The organism is Herminiimonas sp. GW821-FHT09C12 (genome assembly GCF_059416385.1).
Genome location: NZ_JBWKPC010000002.1, coordinates 1,333,685 through 1,357,869 on the forward strand (window position 1 = coordinate 1,333,685; position 24,185 = coordinate 1,357,869).

Genomic DNA, 24,185 nt, shown 5'->3' on the forward strand with positions numbered 1-24,185 from the left:
GGAAAACCACAGAGGCCGCAAATGGCACCGGAATCCGGCACCGCCTGTGACCTCTGTGGTTAAATTTTTAACTCTGTGTGGGCTTAGTGTAAAGTTTTATGCAGGCCTTGTAAATCATAGACGTGTAACTCGTCCAGATGGGCCATGCCTTCCACTGCAGCTTCCGCACCGGCAATCGTCGTGTAAGTCGTAACGCGTGCAGCCAAGGCTGACGTACGTATCGTGCGGGAATCAACGATAGCGCTACGTTTCTCTTCCACGGTGTTGATGACCAGTGCGATCTCGTTGTTCTTGATCATATCAACAATGTGTGGACGACCTTCGGCCACTTTGTTGACTGATTGAACTTCGATACCGGCTGCGCTGATTGCCGCGGCCGTGCCTTTGGTTGCCACCACCGAGAAACCGATCTCGACCAAATCTTTTGCCACTTGAACGGCGCGCGGCTTGTCGCTGGCTTTTACGCTCAGGAAAACCTTGCCCGAACGCGGCAATTTGATGCTGGCACCGAGTTGCGATTTAACGAAGGCTTCACCAAAAGTTTTGCCTACGCCCATCACTTCACCAGTCGATTTCATTTCCGGTCCGAGGATCGTATCGACGCCTGGGAATTTAACGAATGGGAAAACCGCTTCCTTCACGCTGAAATATTCCGGCACGACTTCGTGGAAGATACCTTGGCTGTCAAGCGTTTGGCCAACCATGCAACGCGCTGCAATTTTTGCAAGTTGCAAACCAGTTGCCTTGGAAACATACGGCACGGTACGTGATGCACGTGGATTAACTTCCAGCACAAACACGACGTCTTGCAATTTGCCATCGATTTCTTGTTGCTGAATCGCAAACTGCACGTTCATCAAGCCGATTACGTTCAGGCCTTTAGCCATCAACGAAGTTTGGCGTTTCAGTTCATCGATGGTTTCTTGCGGCAGTGAGTACGGTGGCAACGAACATGCGGAGTCACCGGAGTGCACACCAGCTTGTTCGATATGTTCCATCACGCCACCGATAAAGGTGCGCTCGCCATCGGACAAGCAATCGACGTCAACTTCAATCGCATCATTCAGGAAACGATCCAGCAAGACAGGAGAATCGTGTGAGACCTTGACCGCTTCACGCATATAGCGCTCGAGGTCACGTTGCTCGTGCACGATTTCCATCGCGCGGCCACCCAACACGTACGATGGGCGAACCACCAGCGGGTAACCGATTTCCTGTGCCAAACGCAATGCATCTTCTTCAGTACGAGCAGTACGGTTAGGCGGCTGACGCAACTTCAGGTCGTGCAACATTTTTTGGAAACGTTCGCGATCTTCTGCTGCATCAATCATGTCTGGCGAAGTACCGACGATAGGTACGCCGTTAGCTTCCAAATCGAGTGCCAATTTCAAAGGTGTTTGACCACCGTATTGAACGATCACGCCATATGGTTTTTCCAGCGCGACGATTTCCAGCACGTCTTCCAACGTCAGCGGTTCAAAGTACAAACGATCTGATGTGTCGTAATCGGTGGAAACAGTTTCCGGATTACAGTTGACCATGATGGTTTCGTAACCGTCTTCGCGCATAGCCAGTGCAGCATGCACACAGCAATAATCGAATTCGATACCTTGGCCGATACGGTTAGGACCGCCGCCGAGCACCATGATTTTTTTCTTGTTGGTCGGTTTCGATTCACACTCTTCTTCATACGTTGAATACATGTATGCAGTGTTGGTTGCGAACTCACCAGCGCAAGTATCGACGCGCTTGTAGACCGGACGAATATTCATCGCATGGCGCTGTTCGCGCACTGCCTTGTCGGTCGTTTTCAACAACTTGGCCAAACGACGATCCGCAAAACCTTTTTGCTTCAGCTTGAACAGTGTGTCTTTATCGATAGCGGTCAAGGATTGCGTTTCCAGCCACAATTCGATATCAACGATTTCCTTGATTTGCGCAAGGAACCATGGATCGATATGTGTCAGGCCGTGCACTTCTTCCAGCGAGAAACCTTGAGCGAATGCATCGCCGACGTACCAGATACGTTCTGGACCTGGTTCGCCGAGTTCTTCTTCTATCGTTTCGCGGTCGGTGGTTTTTTCATTCATGCCATCGACGCCGACTTCCAAACCGCGCAGGGCTTTCTGGAAGGATTCCTGGAAGGTGCGGCCAATTGCCATCACTTCACCGACCGATTTCATCTGAGTTGTCAGATGGCTGTCGGCTTGCGGGAATTTTTCGAATGCAAAACGTGGAATCTTGGTAACGACGTAATCGATAGAAGGTTCGAACGATGCCGGAGTTGCACCGCCAGTAATTTCGTTACGCAGTTCGTCGAGTGTGAAGCCGACTGCCAGCTTGGCAGCAATCTTCGCGATCGGGAAACCAGTTGCTTTCGAAGCTAATGCGGATGAACGCGATACACGCGGATTCATCTCGATGACGATCATACGGCCGTCTTCTGGATTGATCGAAAACTGAACGTTGGAACCGCCTGTATCAACACCGATTTCACGCAGAACCGCGATCGATGCGTTACGCATGATCTGGTATTCCTTGTCGGTCAGCGTTTGCGCTGGTGCTACGGTGATCGAGTCACCGGTATGCACGCCCATAGGATCCAGATTTTCGATCGAGCAGACAATGATGCAGTTGTCGGCTTTATCGCGCACGACTTCCATCTCGAATTCTTTCCAACCGATCAGCGATTCTTCAATCAGCAATTCGCTGGTTGGCGATGCTTCCAGACCGCGCTTGCAGATGGCTTCGAATTCTTCTGCGTTATAGGCGATACCACCACCGCTACCACCCATCGTGAACGATGGACGGATGATGACTGGGAAGCCGAGTTCTTTCTGTACTGCCCACGATTCTTCCAGCGTGTGCGACACACCGGAACGCGCTGAACCGAGACCAATTTTGGTCATGGCATCTTTAAATTTCGAACGATCTTCTGCCTTGTCGATTGCTTCCGGCGAAGCACCGATCAATTCGCAACCGTATTTGGTCAGGATGCCGTTGTGATGCAGATCAAGCGCGCAGTTCAGCGCAGTCTGGCCACCCATCGTCGGCAGGATTGCGTCAGGACGTTCTTTGTCGATGATGCGTTCGACGGCTTGCCAGGTAATCGGCTCGATGTAAGTCACATCAGCCATTTCTGGATCAGTCATGATGGTCGCAGGATTGCTGTTGACCAGAATGACGCGGTAACCTTCTTCGCGCAAAGCTTTACAGGCTTGCGCGCCGGAATAGTCGAACTCACAGGCCTGACCGATGACGATCGGGCCAGCACCAATAATCAGGATGCTTTTAATGTCGCTGCGTTTAGGCATTTTTATTCTTCTCCATCATCGCCACAAAGCGATCAAACAAGGGGGCGATGTCATGCGGGCCTGGCGATGCCTCCGGGTGACCCTGGAAGCAAAATGCCGGCTTGTCAGTACGTTCAAAACCTTGCAGTGAGCCATCAAACAGTGAGACGTGCGTCACACGGCAGTTGGCCGGCAAGGTTGCTGCATCAACTGCGAAACCATGGTTCTGCGATGTGATCAGCACTTTTTTGCTGTCCAGATCTTGTACCGGATGGTTGGCGCCGTGATGGCCGAATTTCATCTTGAGTGTTTTTGCGCCGGATGCCAGCGCCATGATTTGGTGACCCAGGCAAATACCGAAAGTCGGGATGCCACGGTCGATCAATTCTTTGGATGCAGCAATTGCATAATCGCAAGGTTCTGGATCGCCAGGACCATTCGACAGGAAAATCCCGTCTGGATTGAGCGCCAGCGCATCAGCAGCCGAAGCTTGCGCCGGCAACACAGTCACTTTGCAGCCGCGTTGTGCGAGCATGCGCAGGATGTTGAATTTGACGCCGTAATCGAAAGCAACGACATGGTATTGCGGTGCAGTCTGCTGGCCGTAACCTTCGCCCAGCTTCCATTCTGTTTCTGTCCATGGGTACGATTGCTTGGTCGAAACGACTTTAGCCAGATCCAGTCCAGCCAGGCCGCCAAAGGACTTCGCCAGTTCCAGCGCTTTTTCAGCTGTTGCATCTTCACCAGCCAGAATCGCACCACTTTGCGCACCTTTTTCACGCAGTATGCGTGTCAGTTTGCGTGTGTCGATACCCGCGATGCCGACAACATTCTCGGACTTCAGGTAGTCGGACAGCGTTTGCGTCGAGCGGAAATTGGAGACCATGATCGGCAAATCCTTGATGATCAAGCCGGCCGCATGAATCTTGGTCGACTCGACATCTTCGGCGTTGACGCCGGTATTGCCGATATGTGGATAGGTCAGCGTAACAATTTGATTGCTATAGCTTGGGTCGGTGAGGATTTCCTGATAACCGGTCATCGAGGTGTTGAATACAACTTCACCGATCGTCTGACCCGGTGCACCAATCGAAAAACCTTTGAAAATCGACCCGTCCGCTAGCGCTAGGATGGCCGGAACTGTAGGGCCAGAAAAGAATGGCGGCAAGGGGTAACTCCTGATGTGTGTTACCGCCGCTGCGCTGCGCCAGAATGACCGTCGAAACCCGCGCGCAACTTTGCGCGCTTCTTGTTGGAGTTCTCACTCGAACAAGGCGTCGTACAGGTCTTATTTAGACGATGGGAAAATGGGTATGCGCTACGGCGGAGTAAAATTAGCTAAACCGCCGAATTATAGCGCAAAGCACCCCCGACTGGCAACCGAATCCGGTGCGTCGAAGGTGTTTAATAGATGTCAGTCTGTTAAATTGATGCAGCGCAGCTTAACCACCGATGGCAGTGATACCAGCCTTGGCAATTTGTACATCTTCCGTCGATTTCACGCCGGACACGCCTACTGCGCCCAAGCATTGACCGTTGATGACGATAGGTACGCCACCTTCCAGCATACCTTCCAGCGTTGGTGCTGTGATAAACGAGAAACGACCATTGTTGATGATGTCTTCATAGACTTTGGATTCGCGACGGCCGAGCGCAGCGGTTTTGGCTTTCGCTGGTGCAATGTGCGACGAAATCGGCGCTGCGCCATCCAGACGCTGCAACCACAGCAAATGACCGCCATCATCCACGATCGCGATCGTGACGCACCACTTGTTCAGAATTGCTTCGGTTTCAGCCGCTGCAGCGATTTTTTTTACATCTTCCAGCGTCAGTACTTGTTTTGTTTGCATGGTGCCTCCTGTCAAAAGAAGAATGAATTGTACGACATCACAGTCGCGTTGAAATCAATGCAAGCTTCTTATTCTGTTTATATTGTCCAGCTATTCTGTTCTGCGCGTTTATACTCTTTGCTGTTTCAGCAGCAAATCAACCAAAGGCTGCAGCTCTATCGACAACTTGTCTATATGTGCAAGCACTTGATCTTCCTTGCCCTCTTTAATCCAGCGCAGCAAAGTAGCCAGATCAATCGATAAGTCGCTCGTCTTTTCCTGCCTTACCGCATCGCTGACAGCGATACCAGGCAAACTCTCGCCCTGCTGCAATAGCGTCGCTTCTTCCGCGCCGATCACGCCTGTGATCCCATTCTGCAAACCGAGCAAGGCTCGGCTTTTTGCCACATTACGCATGTCATCCAAGGCATTTACACCGGCAGCCCCACACTCGGCAACGGACACTACACCACAACTAGCGATCAGCACCATCTGGCCATCTTTGACCAAATTGGCATTTGCAATGGCACGGCAGACGCGCTCTGCAAAATTACGCGCGGAATCGAAATGGATACTACCGGTCGCAATCGTGAATTCGATCTCACCAGTACGCGCTACGCAGTCGGTTTGTCGTACCGTACGATGCAGAAGTTGGCCGATTGCATTAATTACACTCGTTGGCGGCGATGCCGGATAACCCTCAAGTGCTATATGCTTGAGTCCTATACATGCGTTCAAGACAACAAAGTTTCTATTCTGACGAACTGCGCTGATGCGCATCCCTTCCGCACGCGCTTCCCATTCTTCCTGCGATAACAATTCAACCTGATCGTCCGCGTCACCTCGATGTACCAATGCCTCCAGACCACGTTCGAATTCGTTTTGCGTACTGACCAGTTTTGAAAGAATATCCAGCCGTGACAACAATTGCCCTGTGGCTATACCCTTGGTAATCAAATCGGTCGCGCCTGCGGCCTTGGCACGATCACGTTCGGCTTGCTCGTCACTGCCGGACACCACGACCACCGGCATATTGCGAATACGGCTGATTTTTGAAGAGCGTATGCGCTGCAACAAGCCGTAGCCATCCAGCTTGGGCATCGTCAAATCGGAAATCACGACACGTATGCTGGGATCGATCAGCAAAGCTTCCCACGCCTGCTCACCATCGAGCGCTTCGCGGAATTCAAACATGCCTTCGATGTGTTTGATCAAGGTAGCTCGCACGATGCGCGAGTCATCGGCGATCAAAATGCGGGGCTTCAAGGAGAGGGCGTTAGGTGAATCAGTCAACATGCAAATCTAGCCTTTTCAATGTTGGTAACAGCATAACGCCAGCGAATAAATTTTGACAGCACTTACAGATTGACATACATTCCGTCAGTTACATTGAAGGAAATCGCATCCGATGACATTTTTGCAACCTCACTTTCGCACTGGCCAACTGGCACGCTCAGCCGTATTAGCGTTCAGCCTGCTGGCGACTTCTGCGTGGAGCGCAGATGCGCCGCCGCCAGAACCCAATGCGCCTATGAGCAAGTTGCAAACCTTATCGCATCGCGCATCGGATTTGGCGATGGAGGCGATGGGAATGCTCGGTATTCAATATAAATACGGTGGCGACACTCCAGAAAGTGGCCTTGATTGCAGCGGCTTGGTCCGGCTTATTTTCAAGGAAACCTGGGGACTGATTCTTCCTCGGACTTCGAAGGAAATCAGCAAGGTTGGCCAGCATATCGATAAAGACAAGTTGCAACCCGGTGATCTGGTTTTCTTCAATACGCTGAGAAGAGGCTTCTCTCACGTTGGCATTTACCTAGGTGACCGCAAATTTATCCACTCACCATCAGCTGGCGGTGAAGTACGCATAGAAAGCATGGATATCGGTTACTGGAAAAAACGCTTCAATGGCGGTCGACGTATCAGCGAACCAGAGATAGACACACCACAATAATTCAAAAAAAAACCGCACTGGCATGTGCGGTTTTTTTTCGTCTATTGCTCCCGTTTGCTGGCGAGTTTTCGTTTAATTTCCGGCATGGCCGCCATCGCGGCTTGCTCACCGGCCAGCACGGCACGATTACGCCCATTGAAGTCATTGCCCTTCATCGTTCCCAACTCAGGACGAATCACGATATCTGCATCTTTTAACTCATAGCGGTTGATGCTCTGCCCCATGATTGCAAAAGTCTGCAGCAATACATCAAGTGAACTCGATGCCAACTGCGCCTCAGGCTGCACAGAAATATTCACCGCAATAATAAAGTCCGCACCCATCTCTTTGGCAAAGTGCACAGGCACAGGCGCGACCAAACCACCATCGACATACATCTTGTCGCCAATTTTTACAGGCTGAAAAAGTCCAGGAACAGCGGATGACGCACGTACCGCAAGCCCCGTATTCCCACGTTGGAACAGAATCGGAAGGCCACTATTCAAATCCGTTGCCACTGCGGCGAATGGAATTTTCATCTTCTCGATCGGTAAATTGTGTACCGATTTATTGACGTAATTTTGCAGTGCATCGCCCTTCAACACACCACTCGATTTGGCAAAGAACGGCACCGACCAATCCGAAATCGCTGCTTCATCCATTGCCAAAGCCATTTGCTGAAGAGCAAAACCATTATTGCCGGCAGCATACAAGGCACCTACCAAGCTACCAGCACTGGTGCCTACAACCATATCTGGCACGATGCCTTGCGATTCCAAGGCCTTGATCACACCAATATGCGCAAACCCACGCGCAGCACCGCCGCCCAGCACTAAGGCAATTTTTACCGGCGTCGCAGATTTAACTGGCGCAATAACTGGCGTCGTCGGCCCAGATTTAGATGGGGAAAGGAATGAGCAACCGGCCTGCATCAGCAACATGCCGAGGAGCAAAATTCGAGGGAAACGTTTTATCGACACCATGATGAATCACTTTTTTGCAAAGTACGAAGGTTACCCGTTTTCCGCTCTTCAAGTTGTTACGCAAAGTAAGCAAGAGATAAGCCCAAATTAGCGATTGAGAATCATTTCCATCTTAACGAAATCCTAATATACTTCCTGCAGCAAAGATCCCAACTACTGACCAACAAAAGGATACACATGAGACAAGTAAGTACCCTACTCGCTGCAATTTCCCTGATGGCTACGGTTTCGGTCACACAAGCACAGGAAAAAGTGCTGAACCTGTATTCGGCACGCCATTATCAGACGGATGAACTGCTCTACTCCAACTTCACCAAACAAACCGGCATCAAAATCAATCGCATTGAAGCCGACGACAATGCATTGTTTGAACGCCTGAAGAATGAAGGCAAGAACAGCCCGGCTGACGTGATCGTCATGGTCGATGCAGCACGCATCTGGCGCGCCGAGATTGAAGGCTTCTTCCAACCAGTTAAGTCCACCGTCCTGAACACCCGCATTCCTGCCAATCTGCGCGGCAAGGATGATGGTCAAGGTCCTGAATGGTTTGGTTTCTCTACCCGTGCACGCCTGATTGTCTACAACAAGGCCACGGTCAATCCTGCCGATGTCGCCACATATGAATCCTTGGCTGATCCTAAAAACAAAGGCAAGGTATGTACGCGCTCAGGTTCGCATCCTTACAATCTGTCGCTGATCGGCTCCATGATCGAACGCGATGGCGAGAAGGCGACTGAACAATGGGCCAAAGGCATGGTCGCCAACTTTGCGCGACCACCACGCGGCGGCGATACTGATCAAATCAAAGGTGTCGCTTCCGGTGAATGTGGCGTCGCGATTGCCAACTCTTACTATTACGTGCGCATGCTGCGCTCAACCAAACCTGAAGATGTCGCGGCTATGAAAAACGTAGGCTTCGTCTGGCCGAATGCAAAGACAAGCGGTACTCACTTCAATATCGCTGGTGGCGGCGTCGCAAAGAATGCACCGCATCGTGAAGCTGCTGTGAAATTTCTGGAATATTTAGCTAGCGATGAAGCGCAAGCTTATTTTGCAGACGGCAATAATGAATGGCCTGCAGTCGCCAAAGTACACGTGAAAAATGAAACACTGGAATCGTTAGGAAAATTCAAGATGGAGAATGTATCTGTCGCATCCATAGGCAAGAATCAAATTGCTGCACAACGTATATTGGACAGAGTCGGCTATAAATAAATACGAATGAGTTGATCGCGTCTATCTCGTGCGATCAAAAAAAGCTGCCCGGGAATCGCCATTCTTAGCGACTACCGGGCAGCTTTTTTATGTCTCATCAGATTATTATCTGAGAACTACATCCCGTCCTGGCAAAGTTTCAGCGCATCATCCCATGCGGGCAAACCGCAAAATGTTTGCATAAAGCGTTCGCAAGACAATAAGGAATTATGTGGACGTTTGGCCGGCAGCAGATAATCTTGCGTTGTAATTGGTGTGACTAGCGGCTTCTTGAGCATGGACGCGTGTGCAACAATCGCCTGCGTAAAACCATGCCAACTTGTCCTCCCCTGTGCCGTCAAGTGATAAAGCCCTCCGCGACTAAACCAGACATCCTGATCCAAATCCGCATCTTTCTGTGTGCCGGAATACCTCTGCATTTGTATCAGTGCATGAGCGGTCGCTTCCGCTATCGTACGGCACCATGTCGGAGCACCAAACTGATCAGCGACAATACGTAGTTCATCCCGTTCTTGTGCCAGACGACGTACCGTCAATAGAAAATTCTTACCTCTCGCACCGTAGATCCAACTGGTACGCAAAATCAAATGGGGAATACCGGAAGCCTGAATTGCCAGTTCACCCGCCAGCTTGCTGCGGCCATAAGCGCTTTGTGGATTCGGTACATCTTCTTCCGTATAGCTTTCTGCTTTATCACCATCAAAGACATAATCAGTCGAATAATGGATCATTGCCGCACCCAATTTCTTCGCTTCGATTGCCATTACTTCTGGTGCTTCTGCATTGATGCGCATCGCAAGCTCGACTTCGCGCTCAGCCAAATCCACTGCGGTATATGCTGCGGGATTGACGATTAGTTGCGGCTTAATCGTACGGATGACATCACGGACCTGATCCAGATTACTCAAATCCATTTGACTACGATCAAGCGTAACAATCTCGCCCAATCCCTGCAGCGTACGCTCCAGTTCATAGCCAACCTGTCCCGTTCCACCGGTAAGCAATATCTTCAAGCAAACACCTCTGCTTCAGCCAGTCGCAGTCCTTTTTGATCTTTGCCCGACAAAACTGGCGACGCATCAATCGGCCATTGAATGCCGATAGCGGGGTCATCCCATGCAATACAACGCTCGTATTCCGGCGCCCAGTAATCTGTCGTCTTGTACAAGAACTCTGCCGACTCGCTGGTCACAACGAAGCCGTGCGCAAACCCTTCTGGGACCCACATCTGCCGCTTATTCTCTGCGGATAAAACTGCGCCCACCCACTGGCCGAAAGTTGGGGAGCTTTTACGGATATCGACAGCAACATCGAATACTTCGCCCGACACTACACGAACCAGTTTTCCTTGCGCTTGTTGTATCTGGTAGTGCAAACCACGCAATACGCCACGCGCTGATTTGGAATGATTGTCTTGTACAAATTGGACTGTTTTGCCGATGGCCTCTGCAAAATGCTTTTCGTTAAAGCTCTCGAAGAAAAAACCTCTGTCATCGCCAAACACGGTTGGCTCAATCAATAACACTTCTGGAATTTTTGTATTGACGATATTCATATTCAAAATACTTTATCGTCGAGGATGCGCAATAGATAACGGCCGTAACCATTTTTCTTTAATGGCTCAGCCAGTTTCTCCAACTGTGTTGCATCGATATAGCCTTTACGGAAGGCGATTTCTTCAGGACAGGCGACTTTCAAGCCTTGACGATTTTCAATCGTGGCGATGAATTGGCCCGCCTCCAGCAATGATTCGTGCGTCCCTGTATCAAGCCATGCCATGCCGCGCCCCATTAACTCAACATTGAGTTCGTTGCGCTCCAGATAATATTTATTCACATCGGTAATCTCAAGCTCACCACGCTTCGATGGCTTGATTGATGCCGCAATATCGCACACTTGATTATCGTAAAAATACAAACCCGTCACGGCATAATTTGATTTCGGCACTAACGGTTTTTCTTCAATGCTGACTGCGCGACGCTCTACATCGAACTCAACCACACCGTAACGTTCAGGGTCTTGCACATGATAAGCAAAGACCGTCGAACCACTAGTACGATCGGACGCTTGTTTTAGCTGTTGATCAAAAGCATGGCCATAGTAAATGTTATCGCCCAAAATCAAAGCAGATGGGCCGTTACCAACAAACTGGCGACCAATGATGAAAGCTTGCGCCAAGCCATCCGGCGAGGGTTGCACTGCATAAGTCAGATTAATTCCCCATTGACTACCATCACCCAATAACTCTTGAAAACGCGGCGTATCCTGCGGTGTAGAAATCAACAAGATATCGCGTATCCCTGCCAACATTAGGGTCGTTAGCGGATAATAAATCATCGGCTTGTCGTACACCGGCAGCAACTGTTTGGAGACTGAAATCGTGACCGGATACAGACGCGTGCCTGAGCCTCCGGCCAGTATGATGCCCTTGCGTGATGCTGGATTAGCCTGCGGTATTGTCATGTCGCTTCCTGCTAAATTTTTTCTTGTACTTTGTTGTGTAACTCACTAGCAGCATTGCGTTGCTGGTAATTTTTCTCCAGCCACTTCATGTAATCGCCAGACTGCACATCCTCCACCCACGCCTGATTATCCAGATACCACTGCACGGTTTTCCTGATACCGCTGTCGAAGGTCTCGGCAGGTTTCCAGCCAAGTTCGCGTTCTATCTTGCGCGCATCAATCGCATAACGGCGATCATGGCCTGGTCTATCAGTGACATAAGTAATCTGCTCCCGATAACTGATGCTCGCAGCATTCGGTTGTAATGCATCCAGCATATCGCACAAGGTATGGACTACATCCAGATTGGCTTTTTCGTTCCAGCCGCCAATATTGTAGGTTTCTCCCGACTTGCCGGCTTGCAGCACCCGACGTATCGCGGTACAGTGATCGCCGACATACAGCCAGTCGCGAATTTGCTGTCCATCCCCATAAATAGGCAGTGATTTTCCTGCAAGCGCATTGGCGATGATCAGTGGAATCAGTTTTTCCGGAAAATGATATGGGCCGTAATTGTTCGAGCAATTCGTGGTCAGTGTCGGCAAACCGTATGTGTGATGATAGGAACGCACCAGATGGTCTGACGCTGCTTTCGATGCAGAATAAGGGCTGTTCGGTGCATACGCAGTCGTCTCGGAAAACGGGGCATCGTCAGGGCCCAGCGTGCCATACACTTCATCGGTGGAAACGTGCAGGAAGCGAAATTTTTCTTTCTCTGTGCCCGCCAGTTGCGACCAGTAAGTGCGCGCTGCTTCCAGCAGGCTGAAAGCGCCATTGATATTGGTACGCACGAATTCTGCCGGGCCGTGGATAGAACGATCCACATGGCTTTCTGCAGCAAAATGCACGATAGCAGTCGGCTTGTATCTGCTGAGCAATTCCAGCATTTTGTCGCTGTCGCAAATATCCGCATGCACAAATATATGTCGCGTGTCGTCACGCAGCGAAGCCAGATTATTCAGATTGCCGGCATAGGTCAGCTTGTCGACATTCACCACCGGCTCATCGCTCTGCGCCAACCAGTCGAGCACAAAATTCGAACCGATAAAACCGGCGCCGCCCGTCACTAAAATCATGCCATTTTCCTATTTACAAGTAACCATACAGAGCACTACGGACTCACCTGCCGCAATCCAGGCTTGACTAGAGGCGTATCAGATTCCAATTGCTGTGACAGATCATCACCTGAAGCACCATTCTTTTCCAGCCAAAGCAAATCTTCTATTCCGCATTGCGGCGCGTATTCGCTGACGATCCGCTGCAACATGGCGCGTACTTGCGCATAATCGAATTGATCACAAGCCCACTGCAGTTCCAACAGCAATGTCTGCAACTCAAGCCATGGAATTTCGTTTTCCTGCGCGCGCATGATCAAGGGATGTTGCGTACCTTCAACGTTAGAACCGATCAACAACTCTTCATACAATTTTTCGCCTGGACGAAGACCGACATGCCTGATCTCGATCGCATCGCTGGACTCATTGGATGCGCTACGCACTTCCAGCCCGCTGAAATGCACCATGCGCGTGGCGAGATCAAGAATCTTGACCGGCTCGCCCATATCCAGCACGAAGACATCGCCGCCCTCGCCCATTGCACCCGCCTGCAATACCAGCTGCGCTGCTTCCGGAATCGTCATGAAGTAACGGGTAATTTCAGGATGCGTCAAGGTAATCGGCCCGCCTGCCATGATTTGCTTGCGAAACAATGGAACAACGGAACCGGAAGAACCCAACACATTCCCGAAACGCACCATGCAAAACCGCGTCTGGCTCTGTGCACGCGACAGTCCCTGCAAAATCAGCTCCGACAAACGTTTGGTCGTTCCCATTACATTGGTTGGACGTACCGCCTTGTCGGTAGAAATAAGAACAAAGCAGGCAACTTTCGCAGCAATCGCAGCTTGCGCCAACGTCATGGTGCCAAATGCATTATTGCGTATGCCTTGAATCGGATTGTGTTCAACCAGCGGAACATGTTTGTACGCCGCCGCGTGATAGATGGTATCAACTGCAAAGGTGCGCAAAATACGCTCGCACTTGTCCGCATCCAGCACCGAGCCGAGAAAAGGCAATAACTCTATATTTTCATGCTGCGTTTGTTCGATCTCGCGCAAATTCTGCTCGATCGAATAAAGCGCAAATTCCGATATATCCAGCAACAACAAACGTTTGGGTTTCAAACGAATGATCTGGCGGCATAATTCAGAACCTATCGAGCCGCCGGCTCCGCTTACCAACACGGTTTTCCCGGTGATACAGGTAGTCAGCAATTGCGCATTCGGTTCTACCGTATCGCGGCCCAATAAATCCTCAATTTCGATATCGCGTATATCCTGCACTCGCAATTCACCATTGACCAGACTGGCAATCGGCGGCGTCACCTTGATCTTGACCTTGAGCGGCTCCAGTCTTTCAAGAATAATTTTTTGTTCTGCCTTCCGCAAGGATGGCATCGCCAGCAAGATTTCCTGCACCTGTTTATCCGCGACCAATTTGGGCAAGCAATCCGGCGCCCACACTTTTACGCCGGCAATCGTTGCTCCCTGCAATTCCTTTTTGTCGTCCAGCAAAGCCACAGGAAGATACGCAGTCCCTGCACGCAGCGCGCTGGCCAACTGCATCCCCGAATGCCCCGCGCCATAAATCGCGACGCGTATCGCACCGCTTTTATCATTTGTCCGCAGCAGGTAACCACGCGCGAGAAAACGACTGGCAACAACGTACAGTATGGCGCTGACCCAATAGATACCAAAAACACCTCGCGACAAGGTGACAGTATGTGTAAAGGTCGCCAGGGCTGCCAGGCAAACAACTGACAGCGTTACCCCCAACACAACCACATATACAATTTTTTGATCGATAAAGCGGATCACCGCACGGTAAAGACCCAGCCTTAGAAAAATCGGAATGGAAATCAACGGCGCTGCGACTATCATCCAGAAATACATCTGGAATAACTGCGGCGTACTGCTGTCGTAACGCAGCAGTACCGACAGATAAAAAGTGAGCGGCAGTAAAAGTAGATCAGCCGTAGCGGCGATCAGCTGTTTTTGAAAACGCGGTAATTCAAGAAAGGGCTTCATCTTGGCTCAGTGGGTAATACCGTCTTTTTTTAGCACTTTAAGAAACGTAAGGAATATGATTTTCAGATCGAACCAGAAGGATTGTCGCTGCATGTATTCCACATCCAACTGTACCTTCTCCGGGATCGGCAGCTCATCACGCCCATTAATCTGCGCCCACCCTGTCAAGCCTGGCGTCATCTGATCGACGCCACAGCGGGTGCGTAGTGCTATCAGATCGTCCTGATTAAACAAGGCCGGACGCGGACCGACGAAACTCATATCCCCACGCAGAATACTCCATAACTGGGGCAATTCATCCAAGCTTGAACGTCGTAGAAAAGAGCCTATCGGCGTCAAGAACTGTTCTGGATTCGAAAGCAAATGCGTTGCCACTGCTGGCGTATCTATTCGCATCGTTCGGAATTTCGGCATTTTAAAGATTTCATTATGCCGACCCACACGATCAGACCAATACACTGCTGGCCCTGCCGATGTTATTCGCACCATTAATGCAACGACAATAACCGGTACGGCCAACAAAAAAGCAGCAATGATGGACAGCAGTAAATCAAACGAGCGTTTCAACATAAGTATTCAAAAACTAAATAGCTGTAGCCTGCAAACCTTGCAGTAATGAATATGGAGGTATCCAACCCAATTCACGGCGAATTTTACCGCTGTCTACACGCAAGGAGCCGAGCAAACGCTCTATCTGATCAGATTTCCCCAATAAACGTCCTCCCAACCTCAATAAAATGGGGGAGCAAGGCAATAAACGCGCTTGCCCCCCCATTGCCTTACCTAGTTCACGCAACAAATCTGAAGTTGAAACATCTTCATCATCGCTCACAAGGTAGATTTTTCCAGCTGCAGCTGAATGCATTGCACAAAGAATCAAGACATCCACCAGATTGCCGACATAAATCAGACTGCGCAAATTATCAACTGCTGCCAATGGCAATGGTATTCCCTTACGTACTACCTTCAGCATTTGAGAAAAATTCCCTTTTACCTTAGGGCCATAAACAAGAGGGGGTCTTATAATCACAATCTCCAACCCAGTTTCTTTTGCTACTCGATGCAAAGCCTGTTCAGCTTCCCATTTCGAAATTCCATAGGGGTCTTGGGGGCAAACCCTATCAGACTCAACAAACATCTCATCTCTTCTCGTCGACTCACCGTTTACTTTGATGGAACTGACATAAACGAATCGCTTGATACCATTTGCCGCAGCTGCACGTGCCAGGCGCTCAGTTCCCTCCACATTTATTTTGCGAAATTCACCCAGCGGGTTGCCTGCATTTTCGTGCATCACATGCACACGAGCAGCCAAATGAATCACTACATCCACACAATCAAATGCATTTCCCCAAGGAGTTTCAGCATCTATTGCATGAATAAGCACGGGCTCAATATTTTCTGGCAGAGACAGGCTATTTCGAACTGCCCCTCGCACTATATATTCCCGTCTATTTAATTCATCACATAAGGCTGAACCGACAAATCCATTTGCCCCTGTCACCAAAACTCGTTTTGGGATACTTATTGGCGGTGATACGGCCATCTCTTAGCCCCGACTCTCAGATTGCCGATCGTACATTGCAAGCATCTGAGATGTTATTTTCTCGGACGAGAATAATGTCGACGCACGCATATGCGCTACCTCACCCATCTGACAGCACAAGTCATCGTTCAAGATAAGTGTCAATAATTTTTCAGTCAATGCGTGGACATCTCCTGCAGGAAAAAGCAAGCCGGTTTTCCCTTCCTCCACCGCATCAACAATGCCATATATGCGAGAAGCGACCGCAGGCAAACCGCAAGCGGCAGCTTCAATTAAAGTCAACCCAAAGCCTTCCCTATAACTTGGAAGGCAAAAAATATCCGCTGCCTTCATATAGGATTCAGGGTGCGAGGTAAAATTAACGTAGCGAATACTCTCTCCTCCCTCCCCACACATCAACAAAAGTTGCTGAACAGAGACATCCTCCTCGGAGCCGACCAGTAACAGAACTACATTTGAATATTTTTGAGAAATCGCGGTAAATGCCATCGCTAAATCAAGAACCCCCTTGTCGTGATTGAGGCGCCCGACAAAAAGAATCACTTTGGCATCCTGTGCGATTTTCAGATCGTCACGAACTTTATTTCTAGTTTCAGCGTTAGAAAAAAAACGTTTTGAATCAACGCCGCAGATAGATCCTGCCCCAATTACTGATATTTTCCCTGAGGAAATTACTCGCTCCTGGATCAAAAAATCTCTTTGCGATCCACTATCGGCAAGTACTATAGAAGCGCAATATCCAATCAAACGATCAAAGCCCTTTAATACACTACGCTTCCACCCTTGTTTGTTCGTCCAAACCTGCCCGGTAAATGTGTGCATCCGTGTCGGAACGTTAGTCAGCCAAGCGGCAAACATAGCCAACATCCCCGTTTTGGGCATAATGGAATGCACGATATCAAATCGCTCTTTCCGAAAAAGCACAAATAATTGAAGCAAAGTTAAAGCATCATGCCAAGGAGAAGGCTTTCGCCGGATAGGCAGGAAAATAAAACGAGCGTTAATATCTGCCAGTAAATGTTTATCAAGCGAATTACAAACGACAGTTACCTCATATTTTGTTGCAGCAGTGCTAATGTGTGCGCGCAAAAAAGCATGAACGACAGCAGGAATCGTCGCGATGTAACAAAGCTTCTTCAAGATATTCTCAATCCCTTCAATAATACTATTGCCACAATTCAACACGACCTGCACTGTTTTAATTTAACGGAATTTCCCTCTGTAATTCATGCCCTTGCACGTTACTCTCTCCGCATTTCTCGTACGCCGATGAACGAAGGTGCGACAGTGAGCCGGTTTTCTTTTATTTAAAAATTATTTGCAAAGACTTTGACTGTGTCACAAATAGGCGTCTCAAAAATTTAGCGAAAGAAAAAGCAATAGCAACCACGCAAAGAAATAAATTGATTTTTTTTGCTTTATATAAATAAATAAAATTACCCAATTCTCCACTTTCCATTGCCCATAGTTGTGCGCTTAGCCCCCCGGTGCCATAAAACGGCTTATGGACATAAGCCAATGGGCTTTCTATTCGCACTACCAACGAACCAGAAAATGCAATCTGCTGCCACAGCAAAACATCTTCTGCACAACGCTTTCCCTCTTGAAAGCGGAATCCGATATCGCGTTTCAACATCACAGTCGGTGTGGAAAATGCATTTTTGAAAAGTAAGCTACGCGCACTAATTGCAGTCACTTGAAATGTTGATGGCAATATCGGTTGGACACTGTCGTGCACCCAGATACACTGGTGCCCACATAAAACTGCGTTTGGGTTACACCGCATGTATTCGTATTGGAGTTGCAGTTTATCAAAATGCCAAGAATCATCTGCATCAAGAAAAGCAATATAGGGTTGGGTTGCTACTTTCCATCCAGCATTACGAGCAGATGCTGCTCCTTGATTTCTCTCTAATTGAATTACTCTTAAACGCCCAATATACTTATGTTCCAGCGTCTTTAGTATCTGAAGCGTCCCATCTTCACTGAAGTCATCAATAAGAATGACCTCTACAGGAGCCGTTCTTTGAGAAAACACAGAGTCCACTGCTCGGCCAATAGTAGATTGGCAGCGATAGCAGGGAATAACCACACTAATGGGCGCGACAGAAGAAACTACACTCATTTAATGACCTTCTTTATTAATATATCTTCAGGGAGCAAATTATATTTTTGTCCAATAGGATTTCCCTCCTTTGAGGCGTCTATAAATATCAAACATTTTTTTTGATGCCCCCTCTCCTAGAAAACGCCAGAGTACATACCTTACATACACCCTTCCCACCGCCATTAACCATAACAATCTCAGGTTTTTTTGTCCGTGCATTTGCTGCGCACGTCTTACCTCTCTCAAGGCCATCAATGTATTTTCAGGATTGCTGCTAATACCACCTTGGCGCATCCCAACCAGAATCAAATCTGGAATAAACTTTGCATCACCAGTTTTCAACTCTCGTAGTAACAACTCATAATCCCCAGCTATACGAAAGGATTCATCAAATGTTCCCTTTTGATCAAACAAATTTTGTCGATGCATCGTGCCTGGGTGTGGGATAGACATTAAACTTTTAAAACGTTCTTTTATTTTCAACCAAGGCTCACCAACTGAATATAACGTCTCTTCGCTTTCATTAATAAGCATAATTTGACTGTAAACGATTCCGATATCAGGCGGCGTCACAATCAATTCAATAGCCATTTTCTCCAGTACTTGCTTATCCCAGAAATAATCATCTGCGCCAAGAAAACAAATCCAATCTCCTGATGCTTGTGTCAAACCTTTATTCCAAGCGTTATATATTCCCTGATCCGGTTCTGAAACCCAGTAGTTTATCTGCTCGCCATTTTTCTTCAATAAATCGACTGTCCCGTCTTGAGAACCACCATCGATAATGATTAACTCTTTATTTTCGTACATTTGTTGAGCAACACTATCGATACATTGCTGTAGCGTCTTTACACCGTTAAAAACAGCGATAATCACCGTTATCAAAGGCTTGGATTCTATTTGCGCCATAAGCCCATTCTTCATTGCATTATTGGTTTTTCTATGATTTTTTGCTGGCAAAGCCAAGGTCATATTTTTCACATCTACTTGGTCTTAAACGAATTTACTGCGTCAATAACTGTAGCCACATCTCTATCAGTCATGTGCGGATGGCAAGGCAAGGATATGCAAGTATTCGCATGATGTTCACTACGGCACAAGCCAAGCGGATCACGAGCAATAGTCAAGCATGGCTTTTGATGATGAATAGGAACAGGATAGTGAATGAGTGCCTGCACGCCGTTTGCTTGCAAATGGGCCTGTAATTGATCACGTGCATCACAGGTCACAACAAACAAGTGATAAACATGTGCCGTTCTTTCCTGCGGGGCACTCAACATCTTTATCTGTGAATTTTTAATCCCTGCTCGATACGCTTCCGCGATTTCGTGCCTGCGCTCCGTGTACCCCGCCAACCATTTGAGCCGCTCAGAAAGCATGGCCGCCTGGATTTCATCCAGACGGCTATTCATCCCCAACTCTGGATGCTGATACCGCACGCTCTGTCCATAATTACGCAAACGCCCTGCTTTTTTTGCAATTGCTTCATCATGCGTAACCAGCATGCCGCCATCGCCTGGCGCACCAAGATTTTTAGTTGGATAAAAACTATAGGCGCCAGCACGGCCCAATGCACCTGCGACATGACCGTTCAAGCTCGCTAGATGTGCTTGCGCACAATCCTCAATCAAACTAATACCTTGCTCGTTGCACAATGACACCCAAGACGTCATGTCACGGATTTGCCCATATAGATGGACCAATATCACGGCTTTCGTTCTCTCTGACACACAACGACGAACACTATCAATGGATAGCAATGCTGTATTCGACTCAATATCAGCCAAAACCGGGGTCGCACCTGCACGCAATATTGCCAAGACGGTAGCGAAGGCTGTCATTGATGTGGTAATCACCTCATCACCCGGCCCTATATCCAAAGTGCGCAGGGCAATTTCAATAGCATCCATGCCATTACCAACACCAACACCATGAGCGACACCACAAATAGCGGCCCATTCCTGCTCAAAACTCTCGACTTCTTTGCCCAGCACATACCATCCGGAATCGAGTACGCGTTTGGCAGCGCCCAGCATGGCGTCGCGGATATCATCCGACTCGGCCTTGAAGTCATTCATTAAAATCATTTTTCTGCGTCCCAATAATGCTGATGATATTTTTTATAGTATTCCATGGTCCGCTGCAGACCTTCCCGTAAATCAATCTTGGGGGTCCACCCGAGCTCGTTCGATATCAGAGAAAAATCGCTGTAATAATCGCCGATATCAATCGCCTTGCGATCGGATGGGAATGGCACCAGTTCATGCATTCCACCATATCCCAGATTCACCATCAATTCAGCCAAATCACCTAGATTGATCACTTCCCGACTTCCAAGGTTATAAACCTTGCCGTTTGCCGCATCACTAGCACCCGCTAACAACAGAGCATCTACGCAATCGTCTACATAATTGAAATCACGCAGTTGCTTACCGTCGCCAAACACCTTTATAGGCTTGCCTTCGATAAGCAATTTCACCCAGATACCAAGGAAGGTCTGCCGCGCATCCTTTACTCGCATTGCCGGACCGTAGGTATTCGTCAGCCGAAGCGCACAAGCACGAATGCCATAGACGTTGTTATACAAAAGGTGATACCACTCGCCTGCCAACTTGTTAATGCCATTTACATCGACTGGCCGAATCGGATGCGCTTCATCTACAGGCAAATAATCAGGCTTTCCATAAAGTTGCCGGGTACTCGCAAAAACAAGTTTGATACCCGTATTCGCCTTTCTGCACGCTTCAAGAATAGTCAACTGTGCAGTCGCATTGATATCCAGATCCGTTTGCGGATCCATCATGGAATCAAGATGACTGGTTTGTCCTGCCAGATTAAACAAGAAATCCTGATCCTGGACAAGATAAGCCATCGCATGTGGATCACGTACATCACTAATATTGTAAGTAAGCTGCGGCCGAATATCGGCGATGTTGAAAAGATTCCCGCCATAAGCCGGAATCAAACTATCGACCACTGTTACATACGCACCCAATTCAACTAGGCGCCGCGCCAGATTCGAGCCAATAAAACCGATACCGCCGGTGATCAGTACGCGCTTGCCATTATATGAATTGATATTCATTAAACTCCCCCTTGAGCCGTCGGCGCAGATTGCGCAATGGCGTACTCCAGGACAAAGACCGCATTGAATGCCCGCGATCAAAATCAGGCGCAACCGTCATGATCTCCTGCTTTGCTTCCTGCAAGGATTGCACATAAGGTCGGTAAAGTAGGTTCATCGCCGCCGTCGTAAACCTATATCCGCCCAGATCGTGCGTGTTGTCCGTGTACTGTTTATATCCGTGATAATGATAAAAAATTACCGGCCATTCATCCGCATAAATCGTCTCTCCCTCACTACTCAAGCTGTACTGCTGAACATTCCAAGGTGCTACGCCGCCACCAACATGCTGCAAAACATGCACACTCTCAAACTGCTGCGGCCAGTTATCGAGGTATTTTTGGTCTCCAAACTTACCGTCCTCAACTCGGTTGTAACACCATTCCAGGCAGCGATCTTGCCACCATTGGAGGATATTCAAGCCATGTACATTTGCTTTGAACGTCATAAATTGAACGCAATAAATTCCCGAAGCAATCGATTGATCGTAACGTGGCGTATAACGATGAGGAGTAATTAATACTGATGCCCCACTTTGCTCGAACTCATTAAATAAAATAGAGGGCTTCTCATAAAAATAAAGATCGGCATCCAGATAAGTCACATCCGGCAAATGGTATGTTTCTAGGACATAGCGAATAACATGGGGAGTGCAAGTCCAGCAATATTCTCCCGCCGTCCGTTGCGGCTTAACAGCGAGTAATGAAGATGTCTCAAATTCATCTAAAGAAATCGCGATTAGATCAGGCAAACCAAGTTTAGATAACACTTTGTATGCTAAATCATCGAAACACACCGCATAAAGAAGAAATGGCTCCCCTGTATTCTTCAAAGAGTGATACAGCGCCAAAGCACGGGTCAAATAATTAGAGTCAAACAAGGTGCAAAATTTATGCATGAGCAGCGTCAATCTTCTTTGCCAAGACGATATTATCCAGGTATAGATCTACGTTACGTGGAGTAATAAAAGACAAGAATTCCCCCAGGATATTGAAAGGCGCCATTAGCCCCACCGTTAACAGCATATTCAGCAAACCACTTTTCGTTATAGTCTTCTTAAAAATATAAGCATTGAGTAGCTGGAAAATTACCCGAATATCGCCTATTGATTTGCGTTGTTCAATAATGGTGAAGCCCTGCTTCTCTAAAATAGCGCGTATACCAAACGAAGAATATCGAGCGAAATCATAAGGTTGCTCATGCTCGTCCCAAACAAACGGAACAGTAAGCAAAAGAATACCGCCCGGCTTCATGATCCTATAGATTTCCCCCATGAATTCGTTTGGATTAAAGACATGCTCAAACACTTGATTACATACCAAGCTGTCAAAATGAGAATCCAGAAATGGAAACTGAGTGCCATCGTAAAAATACTCTGCATTTTTACTCCGTCTATTTGCAGGGGTATCGTATTCCAGACCAACATAACTCTTAGCATTTATAAAAAGCTTCTGATATGGCTTTGATCCGCAACCCACGTCCAGAACATCACCCTCCAAATATGGCGCAAGAATACTAGTTGCCTGAAAAAGCCCCTTCCTAGCAAAATAAAACGGATTTAAAAGCATTCCCCAAAAATAACTTGGATTGAATTGCTGTGCGAAATAGAAATTCTTATATTTTTTATATATTGATTTATACATTTTTTCGCAAACCAAATTTCCGCAAAATTTTCCCTCCCACACGCCGAGCCAGCGTTATTAAAAATTCTTTTTTAAAATAGCCTCGCAGAATTACATAGCGCATTTGACTCGGGCTCATTAAATAATTTTCACCTAGCTCTTCATTACAACTCTGTTCGTTTAACGTCATCAAAAAATCTTGATCGAATTTTTTGGAGTCAGAAATATATCTCTCAGATAAGTGAGGGTTTCCCCAATTATCTATACTCGACGTTATCAAAACTTGATGCGGAAGCAAACCCAAGTTCAATGAGAACAATACTCCGCTTCCAAGATCGCTAAAAATACAATATTTTTTACCACTTATGTTTTCTACAAACCGCTCTATAAAAGAGTCATCTGACAACTCACCGTTTGTAACGATATCGAAACCATATTTTTGATAAGTATCGACAACCTCTGGGGTCATATCAAGGTAATACAGCATCACTCGGATTGGCTTGTATTCATCTGGGAGACTATTTAAATATCTCGCAAAATTTTCAGACGAATACAGAGTTTTGGCATGATGAGAAGAGTGCGGCGGTATGCATATACTACCGGCCTTGTTGGCATTACATTTTATGTCGTCCTTAAAAGACTGGGTGTGATAGCAAAAGAATGAGCCCACAACCCTGATTTTTTCCGGAGGATAAAATTGAGCTAAGTTGTCGGCTATACGCGCAGACCACACCCAGATCTCAGGCGGCCTAGACTCTGCCTCAAAATTATGCCCCAATCTCTGCCATCCATGCTGCACAGCAAACGGAAATGGCAAAAATTCCGGCAATTTGGCGTGGTTAAATAGAATTTTTTTTATGCCATAGAAACCAGAGCCTGGATACATTTGAAGATTCTTTAAATAAACTATGCACTAAAGAAGGAGAGCTCAGCCTTACAAAGTAGA

At 47.9% G+C, this 24,185-nt stretch carries 22 protein-coding genes; 2 read left to right on the forward strand and 20 right to left on the reverse strand.

Features of this window, described 5'->3' with window-relative positions; translation table 11 throughout:
- Nucleotides 1-83 precede the first annotated feature (83 nt).
- The 4 genes from carB to AC07N2_RS16105 form a co-directional block, all read right to left on the reverse strand.
- The gene (gene carB, locus AC07N2_RS16090; RefSeq protein ID WP_494779143.1) at nucleotides 84-3,314 is read right to left on the reverse strand and encodes a carbamoyl-phosphate synthase large subunit; all 3,231 of its coding nucleotides are present in this window, start codon (nucleotides 3,312-3,314) and stop codon (nucleotides 84-86) included.
- Nucleotides 3,307-4,461, reverse strand: a complete 1,155-nt coding sequence (gene carA, locus AC07N2_RS16095) for a glutamine-hydrolyzing carbamoyl-phosphate synthase small subunit (RefSeq protein ID WP_494779144.1) — start codon at nucleotides 4,459-4,461, stop codon at nucleotides 3,307-3,309. Before carA ends, carB begins: the two co-directional genes overlap by 8 nt.
- Nucleotides 4,462-4,735: 274 nt before the next feature.
- Complete coding sequence (locus AC07N2_RS16100; RefSeq protein ID WP_076590926.1) at nucleotides 4,736-5,143, reverse strand: GlcG/HbpS family heme-binding protein; 408 nt, start codon at nucleotides 5,141-5,143, stop codon at nucleotides 4,736-4,738.
- A gap of 108 nt (nucleotides 5,144-5,251) precedes the next feature.
- Nucleotides 5,252-6,418 carry a response regulator gene (locus tag AC07N2_RS16105; protein WP_494779145.1) on the reverse strand — a complete coding sequence of 389 codons (1,167 nt, stop codon included), beginning with the start codon at nucleotides 6,416-6,418 and terminating at the stop codon, nucleotides 5,252-5,254.
- A 112-nt stretch (nucleotides 6,419-6,530) separates the two neighbouring features.
- On the opposite strand from AC07N2_RS16105, the gene AC07N2_RS16110 reads away from it, so the two are divergent.
- On the forward strand, nucleotides 6,531-7,076 hold the full coding sequence (locus AC07N2_RS16110; RefSeq protein WP_494779146.1) for a C40 family peptidase: 546 nt from the start codon (nucleotides 6,531-6,533) through the stop codon (nucleotides 7,074-7,076).
- Between the two features lie 41 nt (nucleotides 7,077-7,117).
- Here AC07N2_RS16110 and AC07N2_RS16115 read toward each other — a convergent pair whose 3' ends face one another.
- Entirely contained in the window at nucleotides 7,118-8,038 is a 921-nt protein-coding gene (locus tag AC07N2_RS16115) for a patatin-like phospholipase family protein (protein WP_494779147.1), read from the reverse strand.
- 177 nt (nucleotides 8,039-8,215) lie between these two features.
- On the opposite strand from AC07N2_RS16115, the gene AC07N2_RS16120 reads away from it, so the two are divergent.
- Nucleotides 8,216-9,253 (forward strand): Fe(3+) ABC transporter substrate-binding protein, encoded by a 1,038-nt coding sequence (locus AC07N2_RS16120; protein WP_494779148.1) that lies wholly within the window; start codon nucleotides 8,216-8,218, stop codon nucleotides 9,251-9,253.
- A 116-nt stretch (nucleotides 9,254-9,369) separates the two neighbouring features.
- Here AC07N2_RS16120 and rfbD read toward each other — a convergent pair whose 3' ends face one another.
- The 15 genes from rfbD to AC07N2_RS16195 all read right to left on the reverse strand — a co-directional run bounded on the left by rfbD (nucleotide 9,370) and on the right by AC07N2_RS16195 (nucleotide 24,125).
- The gene (rfbD, locus tag AC07N2_RS16125; protein ID WP_494779149.1) at nucleotides 9,370-10,266 is read right to left on the reverse strand and encodes a dTDP-4-dehydrorhamnose reductase; all 897 of its coding nucleotides are present in this window, start codon (nucleotides 10,264-10,266) and stop codon (nucleotides 9,370-9,372) included.
- On the reverse strand, nucleotides 10,263-10,808 hold the full coding sequence (gene rfbC / locus AC07N2_RS16130; protein WP_494779150.1) for a dTDP-4-dehydrorhamnose 3,5-epimerase: 546 nt from the start codon (nucleotides 10,806-10,808) through the stop codon (nucleotides 10,263-10,265). Before rfbC ends, rfbD begins: the two co-directional genes overlap by 4 nt.
- Before the next feature lie 2 nt (nucleotides 10,809-10,810).
- A complete protein-coding gene (rfbA, locus tag AC07N2_RS16135) occupies nucleotides 10,811-11,716 on the reverse strand; it encodes a glucose-1-phosphate thymidylyltransferase RfbA (RefSeq protein ID WP_494779151.1) in 906 nt (301 codons plus the stop codon).
- A gap of 11 nt (nucleotides 11,717-11,727) precedes the next feature.
- Nucleotides 11,728-12,831 (reverse strand): dTDP-glucose 4,6-dehydratase, encoded by a 1,104-nt coding sequence (rfbB, locus tag AC07N2_RS16140; protein ID WP_494779152.1) that lies wholly within the window; start codon nucleotides 12,829-12,831, stop codon nucleotides 11,728-11,730.
- Nucleotides 12,832-12,866: 35 nt separating this feature from the next.
- The gene (locus tag AC07N2_RS16145; RefSeq protein WP_494779153.1) at nucleotides 12,867-14,840 is read right to left on the reverse strand and encodes a polysaccharide biosynthesis protein; all 1,974 of its coding nucleotides are present in this window, start codon (nucleotides 14,838-14,840) and stop codon (nucleotides 12,867-12,869) included.
- A gap of 6 nt (nucleotides 14,841-14,846) precedes the next feature.
- A complete protein-coding gene (locus AC07N2_RS16150; RefSeq protein WP_494779266.1) occupies nucleotides 14,847-15,407 on the reverse strand; it encodes a sugar transferase in 561 nt (186 codons plus the stop codon).
- A 16-nt stretch (nucleotides 15,408-15,423) separates the two neighbouring features.
- Nucleotides 15,424-16,386, reverse strand: a complete 963-nt coding sequence (locus AC07N2_RS16155) for a UDP-glucose 4-epimerase family protein (RefSeq protein WP_494779154.1) — start codon at nucleotides 16,384-16,386, stop codon at nucleotides 15,424-15,426.
- A gap of 3 nt (nucleotides 16,387-16,389) precedes the next feature.
- A complete protein-coding gene (locus AC07N2_RS16160) occupies nucleotides 16,390-17,526 on the reverse strand; it encodes a glycosyltransferase family 4 protein (RefSeq protein WP_494779155.1) in 1,137 nt (378 codons plus the stop codon).
- A 163-nt stretch (nucleotides 17,527-17,689) separates the two neighbouring features.
- Nucleotides 17,690-18,511 (reverse strand): glycosyltransferase family 2 protein, encoded by an 822-nt coding sequence (locus tag AC07N2_RS16165; protein ID WP_494779156.1) that lies wholly within the window; start codon nucleotides 18,509-18,511, stop codon nucleotides 17,690-17,692.
- Between the two features lie 39 nt (nucleotides 18,512-18,550).
- Nucleotides 18,551-19,465 (reverse strand): glycosyltransferase family 2 protein, encoded by a 915-nt coding sequence (locus AC07N2_RS16170; protein WP_494779267.1) that lies wholly within the window; start codon nucleotides 19,463-19,465, stop codon nucleotides 18,551-18,553.
- A gap of 11 nt (nucleotides 19,466-19,476) precedes the next feature.
- Entirely contained in the window at nucleotides 19,477-20,580 is a 1,104-nt protein-coding gene (locus AC07N2_RS16175) for a DegT/DnrJ/EryC1/StrS family aminotransferase (RefSeq protein WP_494779157.1), read from the reverse strand.
- Complete coding sequence (locus tag AC07N2_RS16180; RefSeq protein ID WP_494779158.1) at nucleotides 20,577-21,578, reverse strand: NAD-dependent epimerase/dehydratase family protein; 1,002 nt, start codon at nucleotides 21,576-21,578, stop codon at nucleotides 20,577-20,579. The genes AC07N2_RS16175 and AC07N2_RS16180 overlap by 4 nt, the downstream gene beginning before the upstream one ends.
- Nucleotides 21,559-22,497 (reverse strand): hypothetical protein, encoded by a 939-nt coding sequence (locus tag AC07N2_RS16185; RefSeq protein ID WP_494779159.1) that lies wholly within the window; start codon nucleotides 22,495-22,497, stop codon nucleotides 21,559-21,561. The genes AC07N2_RS16180 and AC07N2_RS16185 overlap by 20 nt, the downstream gene beginning before the upstream one ends.
- 10 nt (nucleotides 22,498-22,507) lie before the next feature.
- Nucleotides 22,508-23,260, reverse strand: coding sequence for a class I SAM-dependent methyltransferase (locus tag AC07N2_RS16190; RefSeq protein ID WP_494779160.1), 753 nt, complete (start codon nucleotides 23,258-23,260; stop codon nucleotides 22,508-22,510).
- Entirely contained in the window at nucleotides 23,253-24,125 is an 873-nt protein-coding gene (locus AC07N2_RS16195; RefSeq protein ID WP_494779161.1) for a hypothetical protein, read from the reverse strand. The genes AC07N2_RS16190 and AC07N2_RS16195 overlap by 8 nt, the downstream gene beginning before the upstream one ends.
- Between the last annotated feature and the right edge of the window lie 60 nt (nucleotides 24,126-24,185).

What these genes read in the sequence shown, in the direction of transcription:
- AC07N2_RS16155 (WP_494779154.1), bottom strand. Translation starts at nt 16,386, where the DNA reads ATGGCCGTATCACCGCCAATAAGTATCCCAAAACGAGTTTTGGTGACA.
- AC07N2_RS16180 (WP_494779158.1), bottom strand. Translation starts at nt 21,578, where the DNA reads ATGAATATCAATTCATATAATGGCAAGCGCGTACTGATCACCGGCGGT.
- AC07N2_RS16110 (WP_494779146.1), top strand. Translation starts at nt 6,531, where the DNA reads ATGACATTTTTGCAACCTCACTTTCGCACTGGCCAACTGGCACGCTCA.
- rfbA (WP_494779151.1), bottom strand. Translation starts at nt 11,716, where the DNA reads ATGACAATACCGCAGGCTAATCCAGCATCACGCAAGGGCATCATACTG.
- AC07N2_RS16175 (WP_494779157.1), bottom strand. Translation starts at nt 20,580, where the DNA reads ATGATTTTAATGAATGACTTCAAGGCCGAGTCGGATGATATCCGCGAC.
- AC07N2_RS16115 (WP_494779147.1), bottom strand. Translation starts at nt 8,038, where the DNA reads ATGGTGTCGATAAAACGTTTCCCTCGAATTTTGCTCCTCGGCATGTTG.
- AC07N2_RS16145 (WP_494779153.1), bottom strand. Translation starts at nt 14,840, where the DNA reads ATGAAGCCCTTTCTTGAATTACCGCGTTTTCAAAAACAGCTGATCGCC.
- AC07N2_RS16195 (WP_494779161.1), bottom strand. Translation starts at nt 24,125, where the DNA reads ATGTATCCAGGCTCTGGTTTCTATGGCATAAAAAAAATTCTATTTAAC.
- carB (WP_494779143.1), bottom strand. Translation starts at nt 3,314, where the DNA reads ATGCCTAAACGCAGCGACATTAAAAGCATCCTGATTATTGGTGCTGGC.
- AC07N2_RS16100 (WP_076590926.1), bottom strand. Translation starts at nt 5,143, where the DNA reads ATGCAAACAAAACAAGTACTGACGCTGGAAGATGTAAAAAAAATCGCT.
- AC07N2_RS16165 (WP_494779156.1), bottom strand. Translation starts at nt 18,511, where the DNA reads ATGAGTGTAGTTTCTTCTGTCGCGCCCATTAGTGTGGTTATTCCCTGC.
- rfbC (WP_494779150.1), bottom strand. Translation starts at nt 10,808, where the DNA reads ATGAATATCGTCAATACAAAAATTCCAGAAGTGTTATTGATTGAGCCA.
- AC07N2_RS16120 (WP_494779148.1), top strand. Translation starts at nt 8,216, where the DNA reads ATGAGACAAGTAAGTACCCTACTCGCTGCAATTTCCCTGATGGCTACG.
- AC07N2_RS16190 (WP_494779160.1), bottom strand. Translation starts at nt 23,260, where the DNA reads ATGTATAAATCAATATATAAAAAATATAAGAATTTCTATTTCGCACAG.
- rfbB (WP_494779152.1), bottom strand. Translation starts at nt 12,831, where the DNA reads ATGATTTTAGTGACGGGCGGCGCCGGTTTTATCGGTTCGAATTTTGTG.
- AC07N2_RS16170 (WP_494779267.1), bottom strand. Translation starts at nt 19,465, where the DNA reads ATGACCTTGGCTTTGCCAGCAAAAAATCATAGAAAAACCAATAATGCA.
- AC07N2_RS16105 (WP_494779145.1), bottom strand. Translation starts at nt 6,418, where the DNA reads ATGTTGACTGATTCACCTAACGCCCTCTCCTTGAAGCCCCGCATTTTG.